Genomic DNA, 22,179 nt, shown 5'->3' on the forward strand with positions numbered 1-22,179 from the left:
TAGTCGAACAGTAATTGTCCTGATGCGCCGCCAAGGCGCCCGCCGCCGTCCTGTGACGGGCGCCGAAGTGCGTCGATCAGAAACCGTTTGCCTCGCCCCAGGCGCGAGCCTGATCGGTCTCGGCCCAGTCAGTGGTGGGGATCAGCAGACCCTCGGCATTTACGGTGTTCATCCGGCTCTGGTAGCTGACGATCGAGTCGCCGGTACCGAGGTTGACTGTCGGCAGGATGCCACCGAAGTCGATGTCGAGATCCTGCATCGCGGCCAGAACACCTTCACGGGTGAGATCCTTGTTCGCGCAGGCCTTTTCCAGCACAGCCGCGGTGGCAGTGCCGCTCAACCAACCGGCAACCTGGAAGTTGCTCGGCTTCTCGTTCGGCGCGTACTGCGCCAGAGCGGCATTCATGTCCTTGATGCCCTGAACGTCATCGTTCAGCGCTCCGTAGCTCGCCGAAACGTAGAAGTTATCGGTCAAGCCGGCCAGCGGCTTTGCCAGCGCGGCGTTCCAGGCGCCCGAGTAACCGATCCACTGCGGCGAATAACCGAGCTGGGCGGACTGTCCCACCAGCCCCGCGGTCTGGGCCATGGTGTTGGCCAGGATCACGACCGTGGCGCCGGAGTTCTTCAACTCGGTGGCCTGAGCGGTGAAGTCGTTGTCAGCGGGGCTGTACGTCGGGCTGGCGACGACCTCGACGCCGGGGATCTGTTCGGCGGCAAACTTGACGGAGTCTGCGTATCCCGTGCCGTACTCGTCCGCCGGTGCGACGACGGCGACCTTGAGCGGGTTGGTAGCGCTTGCACCCGCCTTCTGCGCGGCCCAGACCAGGCCGTTGATCAGCTCGACCTCGAAGGGCGGGGTGTAGATCGCGACATCCTCGAGCTTGAGCGCTGCTGTGTTGAGCGATGCCGAGAAGGTCGGCAGGTCATCTTTCGCAATGCTGTCCTTGACCGCCATCAGCGAGGACGTACCGATCAGCTGCGGGATCATCACAACCTTGTTCGCGATGGCGCGATACTGCTGGGTGGTGACCTGAGGGTCGTATTTGGTGTCCATCTTGTGCAGGACGAGTTGACGCCCGCAGATCCCGCCCGCGGCGTTGACCTGGTCCAGCTTGATTTCCAAGCCGATCGAACCCGAGGTTGCGGGCTGGGCAAGTGGACCGGAGTAGTCGGTGAGGATCGCAAGATTGATCTCGCTGTCGCTGACGCCCTTTCCGGTCTTGACCCCATCCGCACTTGCGGAGTCTCCACTGGCCGACCCGCCGCAAGCAGTCAACGTGAGCATTGTGGCGATTGCGAGGGCTGGAGCAGCTTTCCTCAACATCTTCAGTACGTCCCTTCGGGGTTGTGACCTGACCCACATTGAAACTGTGGTCCTGAGCATTGAACAGGCATACATGGCGTCGAGTCAAGGGCAATCTATCGATCGCTAAGCCAGAAACGCAATCTCTTAAGCTGCACTAATAGTAGAAACTTTCTCTCTGCAGAGACATGTTCTGCCGAACACGCAGGTACGGCACGCGGAATGAACGAGGTCGGACCGGCGCCGAAGCCGAGCCAGTTTCGGCGATTGACGAGAAAAAATACCCGAGGTGACGTCCGTCCAATCGCCCGCGAGGCCCATGAAACAGGCCATGCATCGACCAAGACCATAACGAGGTACATCCAGGCCTCCGCTCGGTCAAATTGTACACAATCAGCCGAAATTTCTCGATACTGATTGCAATAATTCGCTTTTCTGCATACAAAGACCTGAACCATCGTCACGCGGACTGCAGCCCTCGATCGAAGCTGCCCGGACATCGCTATCGACATCGCTGCCACCGGTCGGTCGATACACAGTCGACTTCTGCCCGATCCCGAAACATGCACTTCCAACGGCTACCAGCGCGCGCAACGTCCTCAGCGCCCTATCAGTTCCCGAGGCACTAATCCTGTGGTCACCAATCAACACATACCCTCAGAGTTCGGGAGTTGTTGCATGAGAAGCAATGTCGATGAATTGGTATCGGCACACATCGAGACGGACCGATATTGCAGACGGAGCCATTGTCGGTGGACTTCGCCACTGATCATGGCTGGACCCGCGGCGCCGACGAAATCGACCTGCCGATACCGGCGGGTCGATTGTCCGTATCGCAGGAGACTCCGGTCCGGCAAGGCGGTGACTCCTCTTGCGCGCGAGGGGATTACTGCCCTTGACGACATCGACGGCGCTGGGTCGATCCAGGTTGCAGGGCGGGATCGACTTCCAGTATCGGGCGACAATTGGCGAGCATCCGAACGTCGCAGGTCTTACGCTTCTCTTCCCAGAAGAACTTACTTCTGCTAACATAATCCCGCGTGATGCGGATCACCCGACGCGAGTGGGTGTTAATGGCCGGCGGGGACACTTCAAATGGTCCCTGAGGCCCGTTTGGGAGAACTGGCCGATCGCCCGTTAGCGGCCAAGTGAGCCTGCGGCTTTGGTGGAGTAGCTGTGATTACTCGGTTGATTCTTGAATCGGCCGCTCCTCATGCATTCGACGTTCTCACCAAGTCCAATTCTGACCATGACCCGACACTGCCTTGCATCCGGAACTGATCCAATTCCGTACCCATGCGGTCGAGCTATTGGCCGATCTACAGCCGAGCGCCGAAGCCTAAAATGTCAAAGCGCCTGTCCAAAGGAACGTCAAGATGACCACTGATCAAATACCTAACTCTGCCACCGTCAAGGCGGCAGTAAATATTAGAACAGCCTGGGGCATGACTGGACTAGTCGTATTCCTTTATGTTGTAAACTTTGCAGATAAAGCAATCCTGGGCATCATTGCACAACCACTGAAACGTGAATTAGGGCTTACCTCCACGCAGATAGGAATGGTTGGATCGCTCTTCTTCCTAACTTTTACGATCGGCGGATTCTTGGCCGGTCCGATCAACAAGTACATGACTCTGCGTTGGGGGCTTCTACTCCTGGCAGCTATGTGGTCGGTCACTCTATTGCCACTCGTCATATCTGCGAGCATAGTGACACTCATCGCTGGCCGTATGGTGCTGGGCTTCGCCGAAGGGCCTAGTTCTGCGCTCATGCATACGGCGGCATACTCCTGGCATCCGCCGGCGAAGCGCGGACTGCCCGGGGCACTCCTGATGGGATCGGGGTCAATTGGAAAAATCCTACTCGCTCCAATCCTGACCGCGATTTCTGTTACCTTCGGCTGGCGATATGCCGTCATCACATTGACAATTCTTGGTCTTGCCTGGTCAGTCTGCTGGGCGATCGGCTGGAGGGAAGGACCCTTCACAGGTCGGACCCCGAAGACTCCGCAAGCCGACCTGGTGAATATGGAGCCAAGCGTTCCCTGGCGAACAATTTTTCTGTCTCGTACCTTTGTTAGCTGCTGCATCTTGACCATCGTGGTTTATGCGCTGACAACGGTCGTTCTTACTTGGCTTCCGTCATATTTTGAACTCGGCCTCGGATACTCGGCAATGCAGGCTGGATCAATGTTCGCGATCCCATCAGTTATCGCACTCATCTTGATGATTGGGTCGAGTGTGACAACTGACCGCGTATTGTTGCGTGGTGGAAAGTCTCGGACATCGCGGATTATCGTTCCGTGCATCGGAGTGTTCATTGGTGGCACAATCTTGGCCGTGCTACCAATGATTAACGTGCCAATCGTCGCAGTGGCTGTTGTATCGGTTGGGTATGCCGCGGTAAGTATGGCATTTCCCCTTCTTAATGCTGCTATCTCAGAAATTTGCCCGCCCCAGCAGATTGCCGGCACCATGGGTGTATATCTCGCCGTGATGGCCATCGGCGGACTAATCGCTCCTTACGCAACCGGTGTAATCGTTGATAATGCAGTTAGTCCGGCCGTAGGGTACGGGCAGTCATTTCAGGCTATAGGAATTCTTGCATTCCTGGCCGCTATCGTGGTACTAATATTCGCTAATCCTGACCGCGACCGCGCAGCAATCCGGGGTGATATGCCCTAACATTAGCAATATCTGACCCTTGCCGATTTTAAGCTACTAATCCTAAGTTATCGGAAAGTGGACGTAGCGGCGGGTCGTTTAGGGCAGTGCCGTCACCAAAAGAAATCTGCTGTCACGTCGGCACAATCTGCGTGGACTTCCGATATCTGATGGTGATTGCACTGACGTCAATCTTTCATGAGGCGCCTCTGCCGGTCTGATCGGTGAAAGATCAGACCGGCAGAGGCTGACCCGGATATGGGCGTGATCGGTCGCCCATGTGTGCAGTTGAAACGCTGCCGGATTCCAATACTCCAGCGAGGTAGTCTTCCGCTCATGGCAACAAGTTCGATGTAATTCACATGGAAACCGTTAACGCCTCGAGGCCTTCGAACGTCGACGTGATCAGATTGAACCCTCCATCAGGCGCAGACCATTCCGGTCTTCGAAAATCGGGGGTGGAGGAATTTCGACTCCAGCCGGCCATCTGTGCAGGTCTGTATCTGCTGACCGAGCGCGGCGACCATGGGGATCCGGCGGATTGTGCTCGGCAGTGGGTTTTCGCCACGACTACATCCGTTCTGCCACGGCGGTGTCAGGCCGGTTTTTGGCGAATCGGATCAGCGTCGCATTCCGCCGTCGGACATGAGTACATTTCTGGTCGTGGCGCCTGAGAGTTTCGTCAACTTCCTCAGCGACAAACCTCCCACCTATTTCGATCAGAAGGCAAGCAGCACTATATTTTTCGGGATGCCGCGTCTGACGTGCGGTTGTTGACCGGTTGACGACAGCAAAGTCATTCCAGAAGACTTCAGGACAAGGGGGTCAGGTACGCCGAAAGTTCAGTCGTCAACTGCTGCCCGCAGTACTCTCGTTCGGGAATCCCCCGCTACTCATGCGGTGCACCTTGGTCCTCAGTGGTTCAAACATTCGACCCTCGCAACGTCCACGCTCGCCGAACTGACCGCCCGCCTTCGCCACTCCTCCCAGGATTCACCTGGGCCAAGACCGTCACCGGGACTTTCCTATCCCAGATGCCGCACAAATCGCGCTTTCGGCACCAGTAGTAGCTGCAATCGCCTGCTACTGAGAGCCGAGCAGAGAAACCTCATGGCGCCACGCGGCACCCAGATTGAGACCGGCACCAAGATTCGGCAAGTCGGCCAGATCCTCGGCACCGATCGGTTTCAACGTGCCGCCCGCCGAGACGATGGACAACGACAGTGACGCGATCGTGTCGACGGAGATTGCGCGAAGAACCGCCTCCTGCACCGAGGTGCCGGTGGACGTGAGTCCGTGTCCGCGCATGAGGACCACTGGCCGCTCGCCCAGGGAATCAGCGACATCGTCGCCAAGCGCAGAGTTGTGAATCAAAGCGGCCCTGGGGAATACAGGCACTCCCCCGTGCGCCAGTACGGCCCCGGGGATGTCATAGGCGCCGACAATGGGCAGGATAGTCAGCCCGGCGAGATCGGCTGCCACTACGTTGGCGGGATGCGCGTGCACCACCGACATGACATCGGGGCGACGCATGAGAACCCGGCTGTGAAGAGGCAGCTCGTACGGCACGGTATAGCCGTCGAGTTCGCCGGGAGCGCCTGGCTCACCGGTCAATTCGACCAACCGAATATCTTGTGGCGTCGTGTGCGCCAGCCCGCGCTCTTGGGCGCCGCGGCACCGAACCAGCAGCCTGGTCTCGTCGATCCGGTAGCTGATGTGCCCGAGAATGCCGGGCGCCAGGTGACGAGCCGCCAAAACTCGGCAGCCCTCCGCCACCAGATGCCGTAGTTCATCCAATTCCCCGGACATCATCGCTTCACCGCCGGAGTCGAAAGCTGCGCGTGCACCGCATCGGCGGGTCCGCCGGCAGCGATAGTCCGCCGCAGCTGGACCGACGCCTTGGGCCAGTTGACGGTAAAACCGCCGCTTGCCCGGCCCTCGGAGTCCTGCCAGATCGCTGCCAAACGCAGCGGGTCGGACTGTTCCACCACTAGCGGGTCTGCCGCAACGTCACGGGTTCCGAACAACTGAATCTTCCAGTCGTACTGATCGCTCCACACGTAGGCCACCGGGTCGTGCGCGAGCAGATCATCCGCGTGAACAATGTTGTGGGCCACCGTGTTTGCTTGCTCGACAGCGTTGGTCCAGTGTTCAACCCGCGCCGACGTGCCGAGCCGCGGTTGGTACCACTTCGAAATGTCACCGACAGCGTGGATGTTCGCAAAGTCGGGAGTGCGGCCGTATTCGTCACACACGACACCGTCGTCGAGCGTCAGGCCTGACGACTCCAACCACCCGAGTTCCAGAACCGCACCAATTCCCACCACGACAGCGTCGACGGGAAATTCTGAGCCGTCGGAAAGCGTCGCGCGCAGACTGTCGTCTACGCAGTCGAGTGCGCTGACGGTGGTGCCGAATTTGGCCTCCACACCATGCACCCGATGCAGGTCCGACAGTCGTTCTCCCAGTTCAGTGCCGACAATACGGGCCATCGGGACAGGGGCGGGATCGACAATCGTGACGTCGACGCCCTGCTTGCGCGCGAGTGACGCGACTTCCGCACCGATGAACCCGGCACCGACGACGAGGAGACGGCTCGCGCCGTGCAGACTCTCGCGCAGCGCACGAGCGTCGGCAAGAGTGCGAAGTACATGGATACCAGGGCCGCTCCACGGCGAGGGCCGAGCCGCGGCGCCGGTAGCGATGACCAGCTCGTCGTAGTCGAGAACACTGCCGTCGGCGAGTGCCAGCTGGTTGGCCTGCGCCCGCACTTCGATTGCGACAGCGCCTAACCTGAGCTCGATGTCGAGCTCTCGTGCCTCCGCCGCGGTGAGCAGTGGCACGTGCGCGTCGCCGTCGAGCGGAACCTTCGACAGCGGCGGTTTGTCGTACGGCAAGTGCGGCTCGGCCTCGACAACTGTTACCGCCCCGGTGTAGCCCTCATTGCGCAACGCCCGGGCCGTACGGATACCGCCGACCGAGCCGCCGACGACGAGAACCCCGCCGCTCACTCTTCCTCCAGCCAGAGGGCGTTGGCGGGGCAGCTCTTCGCTGCGGTCTCGACGCGCTGGCGGTCGGACTCGTCCACTCGGGTTTTGAGCAGCACCACGAGGCCGTCGTCGTCCATGTCGTAGACGTCGTCAGCCGCGACCACGCAGTTTGCATAGCCCTGGCACAGTTCGAGGTTCGCTTTGAGGATTGCCATTTCCAAGTTCTTCTTTCGGTAGGTCGCGCGGTGCGACTCTTAAACTTTGATGCCCATGCCGCCATCCGAGTGGACGACGCGGCCGGAAATGCCGCGTGATCGGTCGGAGGCGAGGAAGACGTAGCTCCACGCGTGGTCGATGCCGGAGAGTGCGACTCCCAACGGGTTACGGCCGGCGAGTTCCTTCGCGCGGTCCGGACCGTCGAGTCGGTTCTCGGTCAGTCCCAGCGTCGTAAGCCCGCTCAGATCGGTCCCCAGGGTGCCGCCAGGGGCCACGCCGTTGACCCGGATGTCCGGTGCCAACTCGTACGCGAGGGTGGTGACCAATCCTCGTACGGCGAATTTGGAAGCGACATACAGGGTTCCGCCGCGGCCTGGGTAGTAGGCCGACGTCGACTCTGTGAGCACGATCGACCCACCCGACTCACGCAGCGCCGGCGTCGCGGCCTTGACGCTGTGCAGGTGCGACTTGACGTTGATCGCGAACATCTCGTCGAACGCCTGATCCAGCATGTCGGCGTCGATGCTCTCGAGCTTGCGGTAGAAGTCGAAGACGCCGACGCAGTTCACCAGAATATCCAGGCCGCCAAAGCGATCCACGACTGCAGAGACTGCAGCCTGATTCGCGGCAGCCTTGGTGGCGTCGCCCTGCACAACTTCGACCTCGGGGTGCTCGGCCGCAAGTGCCTCACACTTGGCAGTGTCGAGTTCGAGGACGCCGACCTTGGCGCCCTCGGAGAGGAAGGCGTCGACCACACCGCGCCCGATGCCGGAGCCCGCCCCGACGACAAGCGCACGCTTACCGTCGAGCCAGCCGGTCACGAGGCGTCCTCGGTGCCGAGGAGCGACTGGAACGGTTTCCCGACCATCGCAGACAGCGTGGTTTCGTTCTGCCACGTCAGCGCTTCGAGCTCGAGAGCGTCGAGAGTGATCCACTGGCCGGACTTCGGCGATTCGATGAGCAGCCGAACGCCGTTGCGGGTGTGGACCTTCGAAATTCGCATGTCGGCGAACTCATTCGCGACGACGATGGTCTCACCGTCGCGCTGGTCCTGCAGCACGCCGAGCCGGGAACTCGCCCGGGCTGCCGCTGCGGCGTCCTCGGCCTCACCCTCCCAGGCGAGCTTCACAGGAAGACCGCCAAGTTCTGCATGCGCAGCACGGACTCGTCGGCGGCGATGTGTCGACGGGCCAGGCGCCAGACGTCCTCCTCGAGACGCAGCAGGTCGACGCGACCAACCGAGAGCAGCGAGGGCTCCAGCACGTCACCGCGGCTGCGGAACAAGAGGACTGCCGACTCGACGACGAGTTCGTTCTCGTTCTCCGTCGCGAAGGTGCGGACGTTGGACAAGTGGTGACGCAGTCGTGAGGGCGGATCCTCTGCCCACGCGTGGCCCGTGTCGAAACGCGCGACGCGACGGCTCAACGAGTACTTGTCCTCGTCGAAGTGCGCCATGTCCTTGGCAGTGTCATAGCCGGTTCCCAGCGCCGTGGTGACGCGGATCGGCATGAAGTAATGGATGTCCTCGGCGAGGGTATCGAGCCAGGCGTCGTAGTCCTGTCGATCGAGAATGTAGGTCTCCTCCACGAGCCAGCGATTCGCGGTCAGGTGCCGCGGATCGTCGAATGCCAGTGAGGAGCCAACGGCGGTGGTCTTCGACGCGGCCTGACCCAGCGGGGAGCTGGCGGAGTCGATGGGGATGTAGGTGCTCATGAGTTATACCTCCGCCTTCTCGCTGCTGCACTGCGCTGCCGTTTCACTGCTGCACTCACCATCGACATTGGGAGCACCGACGTGAATGTTCTCCGTCACCGGCGCCGGCTTCTCCAGATAGTCGGCCCACTCGTTGAGAAGGTGCCGCTGGTTGTATTCGCCGTAGCCGACGTGCGCCACGCCGGGACCGCAGAACTCGTCCTCCGTCAATGGCTGCACTACCGGGCTGTCGTCGTGCAGCATGCCCATGCGGCCGTTGAGCAGCAGGCGGCGGGCCATGGACCCACCGGCGGTATTGGTCAGAGAAACCCAGTTCTCGACGTCATCCTGCTCGAACATGCCGCTGGAGCCGAAGCACATCAGGTAGGCCTTGTAGGAGAGCTTCTTGAACTCCTCCGGAGCTTCCTTGTCTACGACGAACCAGGACAGGACCTCGGTCTCGTCGGCGCTGATCGGCTGCCACTGCCGGATGGAGATGAAGGGCAGGACGTCGTCGCCTTCAGCGACCTTCGGCCAGTTGTGAACCAGGCTGATGTTCGGGAAGACCGAAGCGGCCGAGATCATGAAGCCGTCGCGTCCGATGACGTCGACCTGCTCCTGGGACCACTGCTCCTTCATGCGCTCGACCATTTCGTCGGGGTAGCCCACGTAGTTCATCTTCTCTTCGAAGGTTCCCGGGGGCAGCTTGTACGTGGTGCCGCCGCCTTTGCCCGCCCAGTATGTGTTGCCGTCCTTACGCTTTTCCGCCTTCGGCTCGCGGAACAGGCCGATCTCGACGACGCTCGTGTGCGTCTGCGGCGTGTGGTACATGTCGCCGGCGAAGTTCTCGGCGCCGATCTTCCAGTTGGCCTTGACTCGCCAGCGCTGGGGTCCGCGAACCTCGACGCCACTCGCGCTCTGCTTGGTGTAGTAGTCGAGGTAGAACTTGAAGTCGCCGAGGAAGTCCTCCAGCGACTCGGCGTCCGGGTCCATCGACACGAAGATCAGCCCGTTGTAGATGCCCAGGCTGGGCGCCGGCAGCAGTCGCTGTCCCTTACGCGCGAAGCCCTCCTCGCCGCCGTATGCCTCCTTGTGGAACGGCATACCGACGATGCGGCCGTCGTTCTTGTACGACCAGCCGTGGTACGGGCAGCGGAAGTGCGAGGCATTGCCCTGCTCGGCGCGGCATACCTGCATACCGCGGTGCAGGCACATGTTGAACATCGCGTGGATCTCGCCGGACTGGTCACGGCTGACGATGAACGAATTCTCCATGACGCGGCGCACAACGTAGTCGCCAACCTGCGGCAATTCCGACTCGTGCGCAACAAACATCCATGCACGGCTGAACAGCCGCTCCTTCTCAGCCTCGAAAACCTCTGCGTCGTTGTAGATGTGCGCAGGGAGCATGCCTCGTCGGACGTTCGCTATAACGCCATCCGCGTCACGCATGAGAAGCCTCATTTCGATAGTTTTTCTGATGTACAGAAAGTTATTCTGCTTTCAGGAAGGAGCGATGTCAACCGTCGATTCACCGCACGGTTCGTTCAGCTTCGCGGACTCGAATCTCCGCAGAGAAGAATTATGGTCTGTTCACCAGAGGTATTGTGGTGCTCAAGCAGCACAAATGCACCGGCCAGGCCGGTTGAATGCGAAACCCGTCGCGTCACGTTGTGCAGGTGAGCCTGGACAACTTCAGCCGTGCCGGAAGTCGGAAACCGCGCCTGGCCCGGTCGGTCAATCCTGGATCGCGAGGGGAAGCTCGGCGTACACACGCCAGCTGCCGTCAGGGCGTCGACCGGTCTCGAGAGTTCCCTGCAGAACTGCGACGCGCTCACGCATTCCGACCAAGCCGTTGCCGGAACCACCTGTGAAAGCAGACGTCGCCATCCCCTTGTCGATGACTTCCACCAGGACTGCGGTGTCGGTGCGGCGCACGGTAACTCGCGCTTTCGGACTGTCACCACCGTGACGCAGCACGTTGGTCAGTGACTCCTGAACGATCCGGTGAATACCCAAACTCACGGACGGCGTGATGTCGTCGAGTTCGCCAGTCAACTCCAGTCGTACGTTCAAACCCGTCGCACGCATCATCTCCACAACCTTCGCGATGCCCGCAGAACCGTGTTGCGGCATCGCCTCGTTGTTGACTTCGGTGCGCAACAGCGAGACCGTGCGTCGTAGTTCTGCCAGCGCGTCTCGCCCTGTGCTCGAGATGTTGCCAAGCGCTTTCTTCGCTAGCGCCGGATTCGTGTCGACGGCATAGCTCGCCCCGTCGGCTTGGACGATCATCACGCTCACCGCGTGGGCAACGACGTCGTGCAATTCGCGCGCGATGCGGGTCCGCTCCGCGGCAACGGCTTCCTCGGCCCGGCGGTCGCGGTCGTATTCGGCCACCTCCAGACGTGCCGCCACTTCTTCGTCATACGCGCGTCTGGCACTGACAAATTCGGCGCTGATCCAAGCCAGGGCGAACAGCATTGCGGTAACGATGAGATCCAGGACGATGTCTGTTCGCACCACAAGCATCGCCAGAGTCGAGTCGATGAGGAGAAAGCCGAGGTAAATCGCGGCGGTGCGCCGGTCCACGTACACGACCAGCGTGTAGAGAGCTACGCCTAACGCCAGCAACCCGGGATGTTCGACTGATGCATTCCCACTCATCCACATGAGAAAAGTACTGGTGAACGACATCAGGAGGATCGCCACCGCAGACACTCGCGGGTACTTACGACGCCAGAGGACGGGAAGGCAGATCAGGAATCCGAGCGCCAGTTGTTGCCAATGTTCCTCGCGCTCAGAGCTTATGTACGAGACGATCTCCAGGGCAAAGAACAGCAACGCCAACGCGCCGTCGGCGATCATCGGCTTGCCTCGCAGCCACAGGCTGAACCTCCTCATGCGATCAAGACTCCCACACCGTCACCGCATCACCGCTCACTCTGTGAGAGAGTCACCGCCGTGGATATTGCGGACTGGGGCCTGCTCATGACGGCGGCGACGGCGGCCGGATGGGTTGATGCCGTTGTCGGCGGCGGCGGGCTGATTCTGCTGCCGGCACTGTTCCTGGTTGCACCCCAGTTGACGCCGCAGGCCGCATTGGCTACCAACAAGCTCACCGCGTTCACCGGGACCAGCGCTGCGGTGTGGACGTTCTCACGCCGAGTTCCGATGCAATGGCGACAGTTGATCCCGGCGGCGATCTTGGCCGCGATTACTGCAGCGTGTGGCGCGGCAGCAGTGTCGTTGATCGACAAAAAGTACTTCATTCCGATCGTGATGGTTGTCCTGGTGGCCGTCGCCGTGTTCGTCACGATGCGTCCGAGCCTGGGTACGACGCTCGCCACGCACCGCCCGACTCAACGCAAGTCGGCTCTGGTGATCTTGCTGTCAGCGGGACTCATCGGGCTTTACGACGGTTTACTCGGCCCAGGCACGGGCACGTTCCTGATCATCAGCTTCGCGACGTTCCTCGGAACGGAGTTCGTCCGCAGCGCGGCGATGGCCAAGGTCATCAATCTCGGTTCCAATTTCGGCGCTTTGACGTACTTTGCCGTCACCGGCCACGTGTGGTGGAGCTTGGGATTGGCGATGGCCGTGTGCAATGTTCTCGGCGCGGTCGTCGGTTCGCGTATGGCGCTGAGTAAAGGCTCCGGTTTTGTCCGGATCACACTGCTGGTTGTCGTGATTGCCATGGTGATTCGCCTGGGGTGGCAGCAGTTCGGCTAGCGTCATGACGGTGACCGTCACCCGAGATGTCGATGCAGATTTCCTCGCCCTCCCTCTGAAGGCAGTAGCGGACGCCGCGCTGTCCGCAGCGCGCGCCGCCGGAGCCGAGCACGCGGATGTACGTGTGCACCGGTTGCTCACTCAGTCGATCCGGTTGCGCGACGGCAAAGTTCAATCGGTTTCGGACAGCGACGAAGTGGGAGTGGCTGTCCGCGTGATCGTGGACGGAACCTGGGGGTTTGCCTCCCACGCGGAGGTGTCACCCGCTGTTGCGTCGTCGTTGGCACGGCAAGCCGTCGAGGTGGCGAGGGCGTTGCGATCACTCAATCGCGATCCGGTGACTCTTGCCGACGAACCGATCTACGCCGACGCCACGTGGGTGTCTCCGTACGAGATAGATCCGTTCACCACTCCGACGTCCGACAAGGTCGATCTTCTCCTGGACTACTCGGGCCGACTTCAGGCGTCCGACGGCGTCGACCACGTCACCGCTGGGGTTCTCCAGGTCAAGGAGCAGACGTTCTACGCCGATATGGCGGGCTCGTCGATCGTCCAGCAACGGGTGCGACTGCATCCCGAAATCGAGGCAACAGCCGTCGACAAATCAGCGGGCAGCTTCGAGTCGATGCGTACTTTGGCGCCGCCGGTCGCGCGGGGTTGGGAGTATCTCGGCACCGGTAGCACGTGGGACTGGGCTGAGGAGCTGGCGCAGATCCCGCAGTGGCTCACCGAGAAGGTCAAGGCGCCGTCGGTCACACCTGGCCCGACAGACCTCGTGATCGACCCGACCAACCTGTGGCTCACCATTCACGAATCCATCGGGCATGCAACCGAATACGACCGGGCAATCGGATACGAAGCCGCCTATGCCGGCACCTCCTTCGCGACCCCCGACAAGCTCGGCACACTGAAGTACGGCACCGACATCATGCACGTCACGGCTGACCGCAACGTCGCACACGGACTGGCCAGCGTCGGTTATGACGACGACGGCGTCGCCGCCCAGCGCTGGGACCTGGTCGCAGACGGCACGCTGGTCGGATATCAACTCGACCGCGCGTTTGCCCCGCGTCTGGGCCTGGAGCGCTCCAACGGGTGCTCGTACGCCGATTCGCCGCACCACGTTCCCATCCAGCGCATGGCCAACGTTTCCCTCTCCGCCGATCCGGAGACCGACACGTCGACGGCCGACTTGATCTCGAGAGTCGAAGACGGCATCTACATCGTCGGAGACAAGTCGTGGTCAATCGACATGCAGCGCTACAACTTCCAGTTCACGGGTCAGCGGTTCTTCAAAATCCGGGACGGCAAACTCGACGGCCAGGTCCGCGACGTCGCTTACCAGGCCACCACCACCGACTTCTGGGGCTCGATGGAAGCTGTAGGCGGAGCGTCGACGTGGAAACTCGGCGGCGCATTCAATTGCGGCAAGGCGCAACCCGGGCAGGTCGCCGCTGTCAGTCACGGATGCCCGTCCGCTTTGTTCCGCGGCGTCAACATCCTCAACACCCGTTCGGAGGCCCAGCAGTGATCACGGCGCAGCAGGTAGTGGACCGCGCGCTGGCCGCGCGAACCGTCGACGAGTCGATCGTCATCGTCACCGACGCCAGCGAAGCGTCGTTGCGGTGGGCCAACAACTCCATGACCACGAACGGTGTCTCACTGTCTCGGACCTGGACCGTCATCTCGATCGTTCGGGACGGTGACACCGCCCGTGTCGGGACAGTGAGTTCCAGCAGTGTCGATCCCGCGCAGATCGAGACTGTCGTAAAGGCAAGCGAGGGCGCCGCCCGAAGTGCAACACCCGCCGACGACGCCTCCGACCTTGTACCGGCAGGTCCAGCAGATTCTGAATGGGAATCCGGCCCTGCACTGACGGACATCGCTGTCTTCAGCCGCCTTGCTGCCGACCTCTCCGCCGGTTTCGACGGACAAGATCAACTGTTCGGCTTTGCGCATCATCAACTGCACACCACGTGGCTCGGAACCTCTACCGGCCTTCGCCGCCGCACCGTTCAGCCCACCGGCTCAGTCGAGATCAACGGCAAACGCGGCGACGCCAGCGCCTGGGTCGGATCCGGGACGGTCGACTTCAGCGACATCTCCATACCCAATCTTTTGTCCCAGTTGACTACTCGTCTCGACTGGGCAAAAAACTCGGTCGCGTTGCCGGCTGGACGGTACGAAACAATCCTTCCGCCGTCCGCGGTTGCAGACCTCATGATCTACCTGATGTGGACCATGGAAGGCCGCGGAGCCGAGGAAGGCCACACCGCACTGTCGAGGACAGGTGGCACGCGAATCGGGGAAACCCTCGGAACACTGGGATTGACACTGACCTCGGACCCGGACGCCGACGGCTTGAAATCCGCGCCGTTCGTGGTGACCACGTCGTCGAGTGAATCCGTCTCGCTCTTCGACAACGGTATGGACATCGATCGTGTCGACTGGATCAAAGACGGCACGATCTCAGCCCTCGCGTATCCGCGTCATGCTGCCCGCGAATTCGACCGACCGGTTGCCGTGCCAGGTGACAACCTGATCCTCACCGGCGGCGATGACACCGGCATCGAGGACATTATCGCGAAAACCGAACGCGGTCTCCTCCTCACCACACTCTGGTACATCCGCGAGGTGGATCCGACAACGCTGCTGCTCACCGGGTTGACCCGCGACGGTGTGTACCTCATCGAGAACGGCACGATCGTCGGCGCGGTCAACAATTTCCGCTTCAACGAAAGCCCGCTGGACCTCCTTCGCCGTGTCACCGAAGCCGGACGAACCGAGATCACGCTCCCTCGCGAATGGAAAGACTGGTTCACCCGCACCGCCATGCCACCGCTGCGCATTCCCGATTTCCACATGTCGTCGGTCAGCGCGGCGCAGTAGAAACGTTTCCCTCCCACCCACTCTGGGTAGGCCGTCGATAGGACTACACGAAGAAGTTTTGTAATGGAGAAGTACAAGATCACCCTCCCGGAAGGCACCTCGACAGTTGGTGAATTCGAATCCGACCGGGATGCTATTGCCCACGCAGTGAAGTTGAATCACGGTTGCAGCGACAGTGTTTCGGTATCGAGGATCGACAACACCGGAAAACTGATACCGACCATGCTGCATTGCGATTCCTCCCCTCAGGCAGAGAATCATCGAAGGTCATCGAATTCCGCGCAGCACGCGTGAGATTGCCTGATACTGGGTGCCGAGACGCCGGTTACAGATGCACGGCTGTGCCCTTGCCGATAGTGGTGCAGAGTGCGTCGAGGTCGGCGGGCTGTGCTACCCGCCGACTCGGATTACTCCACTGATCGTCCCTTGAAGGTAGTCACCACTCGAATTGATCAGCGCGGACATCTGCAAGGTGTCGTTGACGATGGTTCCGGGTAGATCGCGCGACGCAAGCACCTCCCCAGTGTTCGGATCGATCACCGTGAACGCAAAGCCGTCGAGCGGGGTGGTGCTGTCGGATGAAAGCGGAAGCCCTTGACGAACGACGGTGTACAAATTTCCGTCGGCAGTCGACAGATGCGGCACGGCAGAACTACGAGCGTCGTTGTCCCACACTGTGTGGCATCCGGTTCCAGCATTATCGACATCGACTCGCGTCATGCCGCCGACAAACGGTGCACTCGCGGGTACCGCGGGCCCGGCGCCTTCGGGCACCGTCGGGTAGGGATAGCCGTACGTGCCGGCCACGAACACCGAGTTGCCGATACCAATCGGCGAGTTCTCGCTGCCTGGCCCTGCGGTACTGAGAACTTTTTGACTGCAGACCATTTCACCGGTCGCAGCTCGGTAGACCAAGAGATGCACCTGAGTGTCGGCATTGTCGACGATCGTCACGTAGTCGTCTCCGTTTGGGCCGAAATAGGTTGGCGTGGAACCGGTTCCCCAGCTGAGTTGACCTGGCTTGCGGGCACTGCCACGGTCGTACGGTGCACGCCAATCTATTGTCGGGGTGCCGTCCTGCGCGGCGCTGAGCTGGTACAGCGCGTGAGTAGTCGCGACGGCGGTGCCGAACGCCGAGGTAGAGATGCTGTTCTGCACTTCCTCGCCGGCCGGCAATTGCAGTGTGCGGGCGACTCCTCCCCCGTCGACGCTACCGACGCGACCGGCACCAGTCGCAAACCACACGTTGCCTTGCCAGTCCGGTGCGAGGCCGGTGACATTGTCGCCGTCGGGAATTGACGAGGTCAGATCAACTGATTGGTCGACGAAGAGTCGCCAACCGCCGTTTGGCTTCTGTTCGTGCTGCACCCGCACCAGCATGCGGTTACCATCCACCGCAACAAGCCGGTTGTCGTTGTCCAGGTACGCATAGACACCGCCGAGCAAGCTGCCTTTCGCAAGTTCAAGTTGCGCAACGGAAGCAGCAGGTGAGAATGATCCGACTGTCGAACCCGCCGATCCGGTGCCGAGCGCCGACGTGTCTATCAGGTGCACCGTCGGAGTCTGGCCGAGGATGCTGGTACACAGCGCAAGAACCAATCCATCGGATCCCTCGAGCAGTGTCGGGCATGCTGCAGCCAAGGGAAGCGGATCAACGGCTAATTTCCCGGTGCCCGGACCGCTGAGTGGTGTCGCATCGGAGGAACCGGCGTCACCGTGCATCGTCGAGGTACCCATGGGTCCGAGGAACGGGTTGGGAGCGGCGAGTGGACCCCAGGATGTGGGCTGAGCGGATGCGTTGCCACTGCCTGCTGCAATCAGTACCGCGGTCAGAGCTGTCAGAACCAGTCGGCCCCTCGTCCCGCTCGGCACTTTCTGCATCGCATCTCCGTTCCCCGTGGGAGTGTTTTTCGCGGACGACAGACAGAGACCCGCGCTATGTGCGGTTCGAGTCGACCACACATTTGTTTGCGGCCAGGCCTATTCCCGAAAAATTGCGACAATTACCCCAAAAGGTTGACGCTACGCATATCCACCCCAACTGGGGGCTTGAGCGATCAGCGATTTCGAGGTCAACGGCCGTGGTTCGCTGCCGTCTGGGTTCATGACCCAAATACCCACCAGGGTGCGAGGTTCAGCTACCCCGTGCGTGTAGACGATTTTCGAGCCGTCTGGCGAATACACGGCTCCGACATCATGTTCCGTCGTAAGTGCGCGAATGTCCTTACCGTCGGCTGTCATCACATATGTCTCGGATTGATTCTTCCCACCACGGTTGCTCGAGAAGACGATCGTCGACCCATCCGGCGAATAGGCGGGATCGGAGTTCCAGTACTGGTCACGCAGCACCTGGAACCATCCGGTGCCGTCAGCCGAAAACCCTGCAATGTAGCCATTTTCGTTGAAGATGATCTTCGTTCCGTCCGGGGAGAACGAAGGAAAAGACCTACTCGGGATGCTGCGATCGTCATTCACCTCCGGTGAGAGTTGTTGCCGATCGGAACCGTCAGCATTGATCAGGCAAATCCCGCCGACGCAGCCGAATACGATTTTCGAACCATCCGGCGAGAAATTGGGGGAACCGCCGCGGTCGGTCACGGTCGTCTGCTCGGTTCCGTCGACGTTCATCACCGCGATCCCAGATCCGCGGGTGTAAGCAATCTTGCTTCCGTCCGGAGCGACAGCAGGGTCGGACGCGTATTCAGAGTAGTTGTCGTCAGTGATGGTGGTGGTGAGCTGGCGAAGGCCGCTCCCGTCCGGCTTCATCGTGTAAATCGAACCGTCGCCATCTGCAAAGGCAATGATTTCTGTCGCCACGTCATGTTCGGGTTCAGGGCTGCTACAAGCCGCGACGAAGAACATGGTAAGAGCCGCAACAACGAGGACTCTTGATTTGCTCGATCGAAGCCAACCGTAATTTCTGCGAACTCTCATCATCGACCTCAGCTCCCTAACCGTGAGGACCAGGAACCTGGCCAACTATTACTGCGAGTGTGCCAGGGCCGACGGGCCCTCAAGTCCCAGACAGCAATGACAACCCGACGATTTCTTGCCGCAGTCACGACGCGCGCAGGGCCAACTGCTCTAATCAACCAATGACGATCACGGGATTGATAGAGGTCGAGCACCACACGTTTCTCATCTCGGCGGCCGACGCCGATCCCACCGACACCTACACCACCGGCCAGGTTTTCGACGCCGGCAACCACCTCATCTCCGTTCACACCGGAATCGCCTACGGTCCCGTCAATGTCACACTTGAACTGTTGTCCGGTGAAGACCACATCTTTGAAAACGGTGGACCTTATATCGATCTCGACGCATGGGACAACATCGAAGAAGTCACCGTCGTGTGCCGCGAACCCATGCTTTTCATCACCTTGGCAAACGAGATCGTCGAAGAATTCGGGAAGCTCACCTCCCACCGAGGTGCTCGGCACTTCCGCATCGCCACCCGTGGACGAGCATCGCACTGGGACCTTGACGTCGACACACCCACCGAGGACTACCTCATCCAGACCTGGCCCACAGGCGGACCTTCGATGATCCGCGAGATCAAAGCCACCGATGGCGTCTGGAAAGAATGAGCGCATGCAGATTCGATCGCGGTTCGGCTTGCGCGAACTGATACCGCTCTATGTTGTTCCGTCGCTGTACACGTCAGACCTCAAACGCAGCACCCATACCGCTCGCCCTACCGGCGATCAGTTCGGAATCGAGCTGCTACTTCTCTCGGCTCTGGGAGAGGCGTATAACCCCCATAGCAGGTCGTGACGTCGCCGAGTTCGCTCGCCGATTATGCACACGCGCGGATGATCCCGCCTGCGCGAGCACAATTGCCACGCGGCGATCGACCGGGTGATCTGTACTTTCGAATCGCGCCGGAATGCTGTATCCAATGTCGGGATCGACTGCGGAATAAATGATCAACGGACATCGTCGGCGCCGCACCCGAGACGTGGAAAGCAACCCGAGCGCTTGTAGCGACAGAGGGCTTCGGTGCGCGACTACTCGCGTTGCAGGATTCCGACGGACAGTGGGCGGGAGGCTCATTCATGCCCGTCGACTTCGCTGGGCTCACGGCCGGTCGCATGCAGCCGTGGACAGCGACGACGTGGACTCTCAACTCCCGGAGGGAGTGGGGACTCGATGAAGCAGTGCTGAGGAAGAGACGGACACCAGAATTGCTCGCCGAGAACAGTCGGTGGGACTACAACGGACTCCCGTATTGGGCCGGCGAGGTCGACGCCTGCGTCGACGCGTGGACAGTCGCAAACGGACTGTGGCTCGGTGCGGACGTCAGGGGCATCGTCGACTGGTTCCTCGAGCACCAACTCGAGGACGGCGGGTGGAACTGCGAGTGGATCAACGGTGCTGAGCGTTCGTCGTTTCACTCCACGCTGAACAGTCTCAAAGGTTTGTTAGCCCATGACGTTGCAACTGGCGGGAGCACAGAAACACGTGCTGCCAGATGTCTAGGCGAGAATTTCTTGTTGCAGCGCAGCCTGTTTCGCAGGCTATCGACCGGAGAGCCGGTTGCGCCCTGGGTCGACAGTTTCGCGTACCCGTCCCGGTGGCGGTACCGCACCCGCACCACCCGCCGACCGGATGGCACTTGGTTGCAGAACGGCGTGATGACCGGACGGGTCTGGTTCGAGGTGGACGCCCCCGGCCGGAGGCAAGTACCTGCGTGAGCGCGCACCGGTTGGCTGGTGTTAGCAAGGCACGTCCAACCCCTTGGCCGCGTAGAGAAGGTGCGGTGCGCATACTTTTGAGCTCCTCGTGGCCCGGCCCGAACCGCGCAAAGTACACCGGTCGCGACAACCTCATCGCAATGCGGGACAACCCAGAGTCGGACGGAGGGTTTCCTGAGCTCCGACAGATCGAGCGCGTGACGGCTTTCTTCTGGCGCCGTTGGAGCGATGTCGTCCAAGTGCGCCTGCAGGAACACGGCAAGGCTCAAGTCACCAAAGTCAGCCCGTTCGAATGTTGATTGCACACGTCAATCTTGTCGCAGGCAAATCTGCCCGTTCGCGACTACCGTGGGCAGATGGAGCGCAACGTAGGTAACGAACCCACCCCGGCCCAGCCTGCGTCAGCACGCTGGTTCAGAATGTCGCTCCGAAGAGTGGGTTTTGCCCTCCGAGGGCTCATGCAGGACCGGAAGGCTGGTCCATACTCTTCCCTCGCCCCGCGCCATCCCGATGGATCACGCACCTCCGTCACGTCCTTCAACAGCAGCTGCGGATCAGATGGAGCGCCGTAGACTACGCACGCCCAGTGTGGAAGGCGTTATGCGAGCAATACCTGCCGCCGACGCCGGTGTCGGTGTCGGTGCCGAATACTGAGCGCTGTGGAAATATCTGCGAGTGAGCTCGACCGCAACACCGAGCCTGAACTCCTTGAACTGCTCGACGAGCTCAAATGTCGAGAGCCGATCTTCCACTACCCAGAACTAGGCAACACACGGAAGATTTTGACCGACTCACCGACCCGGACTTCTGGGAAACTGGTGCGTCCGGCCACCGGTACAGTCGCGAGTACGTCTGGTCGATCCTCGAGCAGCGCTACACGTCGTATTCTTCCGACCCACGCGATCAAGACTGGCACACCAGCGAGTTCCACCTACGCGAGATCGCCCCGGCTACCTATCTACTGACCTACCCACTCCAGCAAGACACCAAGCTCACCCGCAGGGCAACTATTTGGCAATGGCGCGAACGCGATTGGACGGTCCTCTACCACCAAGGAACTCTCGTCTCCGACCCAACACTGAACGTGGTGATTCATCACCCTCGAGTGGATCAATAGCTAGGCTCACGTTATGACACGACAAGTAAGTGCATGGGGTGGCGCGCTCTGGCTGAGTCCGCAACATCGCGAGGCAGCACTCGACGCAGCTCGCGAACTCGACGAGTTGGGTTACACGCGGTTGTGGACGTCAGGCGGTTTCGGAGAAGGCCTGCCTGCCGTGTACGGCGAAGTGCTTTCTGCGACAACGCGAATCGGTGTCGCCAGCGGCATTGCCAGCATCTGGCATGCTGACCCCACCGAAACCGCCCAAGCCGTCAGCAACCTCGAGCGCGACTACCCTGGCCGCTTTCTCCTGGGAGTAGGAACCAGCCACGCACCGATCGTCGATGCGAAGGCGCAGCACACCTACACCAAGCCTTACACGCACATGGTCCAGTACCTGGACGCTTTGGACGCCGCACCTGAACCGGTCCCCGCCAGTCGCCGAGTCCTGGCAGCCCTCGGCCCTCGCATGCTCAAGCTGTCGGCTGCCAGATCGGCCGGAGCACACCCGTACTTCGTGCCGCCAGAACACACAGCCCTTGCCCGCGAGATTCTCGGAGCCGAGCCACTGCTCGCACCTGAAGTTGCCGTGGTCCTCGAAGAGGACGAAACCATTGCCCGCGGGATCGCCCGCGAATACATGCGCGGCTACCTGTCGTTGCCGAACTACTCGGACAACCTCCGCCGTCTGGGGTACACCGACAAGGATTTGTTGGGCGGAGGTAGCGATGCTCTGATGGACACGCTGATTCCGTGGGGTGACCTCGAACGTGTCTGTGCCGGCATCGAAGCGCACTACGAAGCGGGCGCCGACGAAGTAGCAATCCAAGTGCTCACTGCAGACCCGACTTCCTTCCCAGCGGCAGAATATCGGGATCTTGCCACGGCACTGATCGCCTGA

General features: G+C 60.8%; 20 protein-coding genes. 9 read left to right on the forward strand and 11 right to left on the reverse strand.

All coding sequences use genetic code 11. The annotated features are described in order from the left end of the window. Window positions 1-76 precede the first annotated feature (76 nt). Window positions 77-1,324, reverse strand: a complete 1,248-nt coding sequence (locus FEZ60_RS03890) for an ABC transporter substrate-binding protein (protein WP_165826282.1) — start codon at window positions 1,322-1,324, stop codon at window positions 77-79. A 1,355-nt stretch (window positions 1,325-2,679) separates the two neighbouring features. Between FEZ60_RS03890 and FEZ60_RS03895 the strand changes: the two genes are divergently transcribed. Beyond that, the gene (locus tag FEZ60_RS03895) at window positions 2,680-3,987 is read left to right on the forward strand and encodes an MFS transporter (RefSeq protein WP_045067798.1); all 1,308 of its coding nucleotides are present in this window, start codon (window positions 2,680-2,682) and stop codon (window positions 3,985-3,987) included. Window positions 3,988-5,049: 1,062 nt separating this feature from the next. Here FEZ60_RS03895 and FEZ60_RS03900 read toward each other — a convergent pair. The 8 genes from FEZ60_RS03900 to FEZ60_RS03935 form a co-directional block, all read right to left on the reverse strand. Then, entirely contained in the window at window positions 5,050-5,775 is a 726-nt protein-coding gene (locus FEZ60_RS03900) for a class II aldolase/adducin family protein (protein WP_172935548.1), read from the reverse strand. Then, window positions 5,775-6,977, reverse strand: coding sequence for an FAD-dependent oxidoreductase (locus tag FEZ60_RS03905; RefSeq protein WP_172935549.1), 1,203 nt, complete (start codon window positions 6,975-6,977; stop codon window positions 5,775-5,777). Before FEZ60_RS03905 ends, FEZ60_RS03900 begins: the two co-directional genes overlap by 1 nt. Then, window positions 6,974-7,171: a ferredoxin gene (locus FEZ60_RS03910; RefSeq protein WP_033231992.1), complete on the reverse strand. Its 198-nt coding sequence runs from the start codon at window positions 7,169-7,171 to the stop codon at window positions 6,974-6,976. Before FEZ60_RS03910 ends, FEZ60_RS03905 begins: the two co-directional genes overlap by 4 nt. Before the next feature lie 39 nt (window positions 7,172-7,210). Further along, window positions 7,211-7,993 carry a 3-(cis-5,6-dihydroxycyclohexa-1,3-dien-1-yl)propanoate dehydrogenase gene (gene hcaB, locus FEZ60_RS03915; RefSeq protein WP_092807799.1) on the reverse strand — a complete coding sequence of 261 codons (783 nt, stop codon included), beginning with the start codon at window positions 7,991-7,993 and terminating at the stop codon, window positions 7,211-7,213. Next, entirely contained in the window at window positions 7,990-8,301 is a 312-nt protein-coding gene (locus FEZ60_RS03920) for a hypothetical protein (protein ID WP_033231990.1), read from the reverse strand. The genes hcaB and FEZ60_RS03920 overlap by 4 nt, the downstream gene beginning before the upstream one ends. Further along, window positions 8,298-8,885, reverse strand: coding sequence for a 3-phenylpropionate/cinnamic acid dioxygenase subunit beta (locus FEZ60_RS03925; protein ID WP_033231989.1), 588 nt, complete (start codon window positions 8,883-8,885; stop codon window positions 8,298-8,300). The genes FEZ60_RS03920 and FEZ60_RS03925 overlap by 4 nt, the downstream gene beginning before the upstream one ends. Before the next feature lie 3 nt (window positions 8,886-8,888). Then, entirely contained in the window at window positions 8,889-10,316 is a 1,428-nt protein-coding gene (locus FEZ60_RS03930; RefSeq protein WP_242484378.1) for an aromatic ring-hydroxylating dioxygenase subunit alpha, read from the reverse strand. 285 nt (window positions 10,317-10,601) lie between these two features. Next, a complete protein-coding gene (locus tag FEZ60_RS03935; RefSeq protein ID WP_045067804.1) occupies window positions 10,602-11,765 on the reverse strand; it encodes a sensor histidine kinase in 1,164 nt (387 codons plus the stop codon). Window positions 11,766-11,825: 60 nt separating this feature from the next. Between FEZ60_RS03935 and FEZ60_RS03940 the strand changes: the two genes are divergently transcribed. The 3 genes from FEZ60_RS03940 to FEZ60_RS03950 are packed head-to-tail and all read left to right on the forward strand — an operon-like array spanning window position 11,826 to window position 15,482. Next, window positions 11,826-12,593 carry a TSUP family transporter gene (locus FEZ60_RS03940; RefSeq protein ID WP_172935550.1) on the forward strand — a complete coding sequence of 256 codons (768 nt, stop codon included), beginning with the start codon at window positions 11,826-11,828 and terminating at the stop codon, window positions 12,591-12,593. Window positions 12,594-12,597: 4 nt separating this feature from the next. After that, on the forward strand, window positions 12,598-14,124 hold the full coding sequence (locus FEZ60_RS03945) for a TldD/PmbA family protein (protein ID WP_172935551.1): 1,527 nt from the start codon (window positions 12,598-12,600) through the stop codon (window positions 14,122-14,124). Further along, on the forward strand, window positions 14,121-15,482 hold the full coding sequence (locus tag FEZ60_RS03950; protein ID WP_172935552.1) for a metallopeptidase TldD-related protein: 1,362 nt from the start codon (window positions 14,121-14,123) through the stop codon (window positions 15,480-15,482). Before FEZ60_RS03945 ends, FEZ60_RS03950 begins: the two co-directional genes overlap by 4 nt. Before the next feature lie 390 nt (window positions 15,483-15,872). On the opposite strand, the gene FEZ60_RS03955 is transcribed toward FEZ60_RS03950, so the two are convergent. Both FEZ60_RS03955 and FEZ60_RS03960 read right to left on the reverse strand, forming a co-directional pair. Next, window positions 15,873-17,363: a hypothetical protein gene (locus tag FEZ60_RS03955; protein ID WP_172935553.1), complete on the reverse strand. Its 1,491-nt coding sequence runs from the start codon at window positions 17,361-17,363 to the stop codon at window positions 15,873-15,875. A 141-nt stretch (window positions 17,364-17,504) separates the two neighbouring features. After that, the gene (locus FEZ60_RS03960) at window positions 17,505-18,299 is read right to left on the reverse strand and encodes a PD40 domain-containing protein (RefSeq protein ID WP_172935554.1); all 795 of its coding nucleotides are present in this window, start codon (window positions 18,297-18,299) and stop codon (window positions 17,505-17,507) included. A gap of 278 nt (window positions 18,300-18,577) precedes the next feature. Here FEZ60_RS03960 and FEZ60_RS03965 point away from each other — a divergent pair, with 278 nt between their 5' ends. The 5 genes from FEZ60_RS03965 to FEZ60_RS03985 all read left to right on the forward strand — a co-directional run bounded on the left by FEZ60_RS03965 (window position 18,578) and on the right by FEZ60_RS03985 (window position 22,179). After that, entirely contained in the window at window positions 18,578-19,069 is a 492-nt protein-coding gene (locus tag FEZ60_RS03965; protein WP_095886341.1) for a hypothetical protein, read from the forward strand. A 4-nt stretch (window positions 19,070-19,073) separates the two neighbouring features. Beyond that, window positions 19,074-19,256 carry a hypothetical protein gene (locus FEZ60_RS03970; protein WP_172935555.1) on the forward strand — a complete coding sequence of 61 codons (183 nt, stop codon included), beginning with the start codon at window positions 19,074-19,076 and terminating at the stop codon, window positions 19,254-19,256. 281 nt (window positions 19,257-19,537) lie between these two features. Further along, window positions 19,538-20,176, forward strand: coding sequence for a hypothetical protein (locus FEZ60_RS03975; RefSeq protein WP_172935556.1), 639 nt, complete (start codon window positions 19,538-19,540; stop codon window positions 20,174-20,176). 730 nt (window positions 20,177-20,906) lie between these two features. Continuing rightward, window positions 20,907-21,293, forward strand: coding sequence for a DUF4440 domain-containing protein (locus FEZ60_RS03980; RefSeq protein ID WP_242484379.1), 387 nt, complete (start codon window positions 20,907-20,909; stop codon window positions 21,291-21,293). A gap of 13 nt (window positions 21,294-21,306) precedes the next feature. Continuing rightward, the gene (locus FEZ60_RS03985) at window positions 21,307-22,179 is read left to right on the forward strand and encodes a TIGR03620 family F420-dependent LLM class oxidoreductase (protein ID WP_172935557.1); all 873 of its coding nucleotides are present in this window, start codon (window positions 21,307-21,309) and stop codon (window positions 22,177-22,179) included.

Origin of the sequence: Rhodococcus sp. MS16 (assembly GCF_013277795.1) — a bacterium.
Lineage (GTDB): Bacteria > Actinomycetota > Actinomycetes > Mycobacteriales > Mycobacteriaceae > Rhodococcus_F > Rhodococcus_F globerula.

Coding starts and splice junctions, on each gene's coding strand:
- FEZ60_RS03890 (WP_165826282.1), bottom strand. CDS start 1,324: ATGTTGAGGAAAGCTGCTCCAGCCCTCGCAATCGCCACAATGCTCACG.
- FEZ60_RS03895 (WP_045067798.1), top strand. CDS start 2,680: ATGACCACTGATCAAATACCTAACTCTGCCACCGTCAAGGCGGCAGTA.
- FEZ60_RS03900 (WP_172935548.1), bottom strand. CDS start 5,775: ATGTCCGGGGAATTGGATGAACTACGGCATCTGGTGGCGGAGGGCTGC.
- FEZ60_RS03910 (WP_033231992.1), bottom strand. CDS start 7,171: ATGGCAATCCTCAAAGCGAACCTCGAACTGTGCCAGGGCTATGCAAAC.
- FEZ60_RS03925 (WP_033231989.1), bottom strand. CDS start 8,885: ATGAGCACCTACATCCCCATCGACTCCGCCAGCTCCCCGCTGGGTCAG.
- FEZ60_RS03930 (WP_242484378.1), bottom strand. CDS start 10,316: ATGCGTGACGCGGATGGCGTTATAGCGAACGTCCGACGAGGCATGCTC.
- FEZ60_RS03935 (WP_045067804.1), bottom strand. CDS start 11,765: ATGAGGAGGTTCAGCCTGTGGCTGCGAGGCAAGCCGATGATCGCCGAC.
- FEZ60_RS03945 (WP_172935551.1), top strand. CDS start 12,598: ATGACGGTGACCGTCACCCGAGATGTCGATGCAGATTTCCTCGCCCTC.
- FEZ60_RS03955 (WP_172935553.1), bottom strand. CDS start 17,363: ATGCAGAAAGTGCCGAGCGGGACGAGGGGCCGACTGGTTCTGACAGCT.
- FEZ60_RS03965 (WP_095886341.1), top strand. CDS start 18,578: ATGACGATCACGGGATTGATAGAGGTCGAGCACCACACGTTTCTCATC.
- FEZ60_RS03970 (WP_172935555.1), top strand. CDS start 19,074: ATGCAGATTCGATCGCGGTTCGGCTTGCGCGAACTGATACCGCTCTAT.
- FEZ60_RS03975 (WP_172935556.1), top strand. CDS start 19,538: ATGCCCGTCGACTTCGCTGGGCTCACGGCCGGTCGCATGCAGCCGTGG.
- FEZ60_RS03980 (WP_242484379.1), top strand. CDS start 20,907: ATGTCGAGAGCCGATCTTCCACTACCCAGAACTAGGCAACACACGGAA.
- FEZ60_RS03985 (WP_172935557.1), top strand. CDS start 21,307: ATGACACGACAAGTAAGTGCATGGGGTGGCGCGCTCTGGCTGAGTCCG.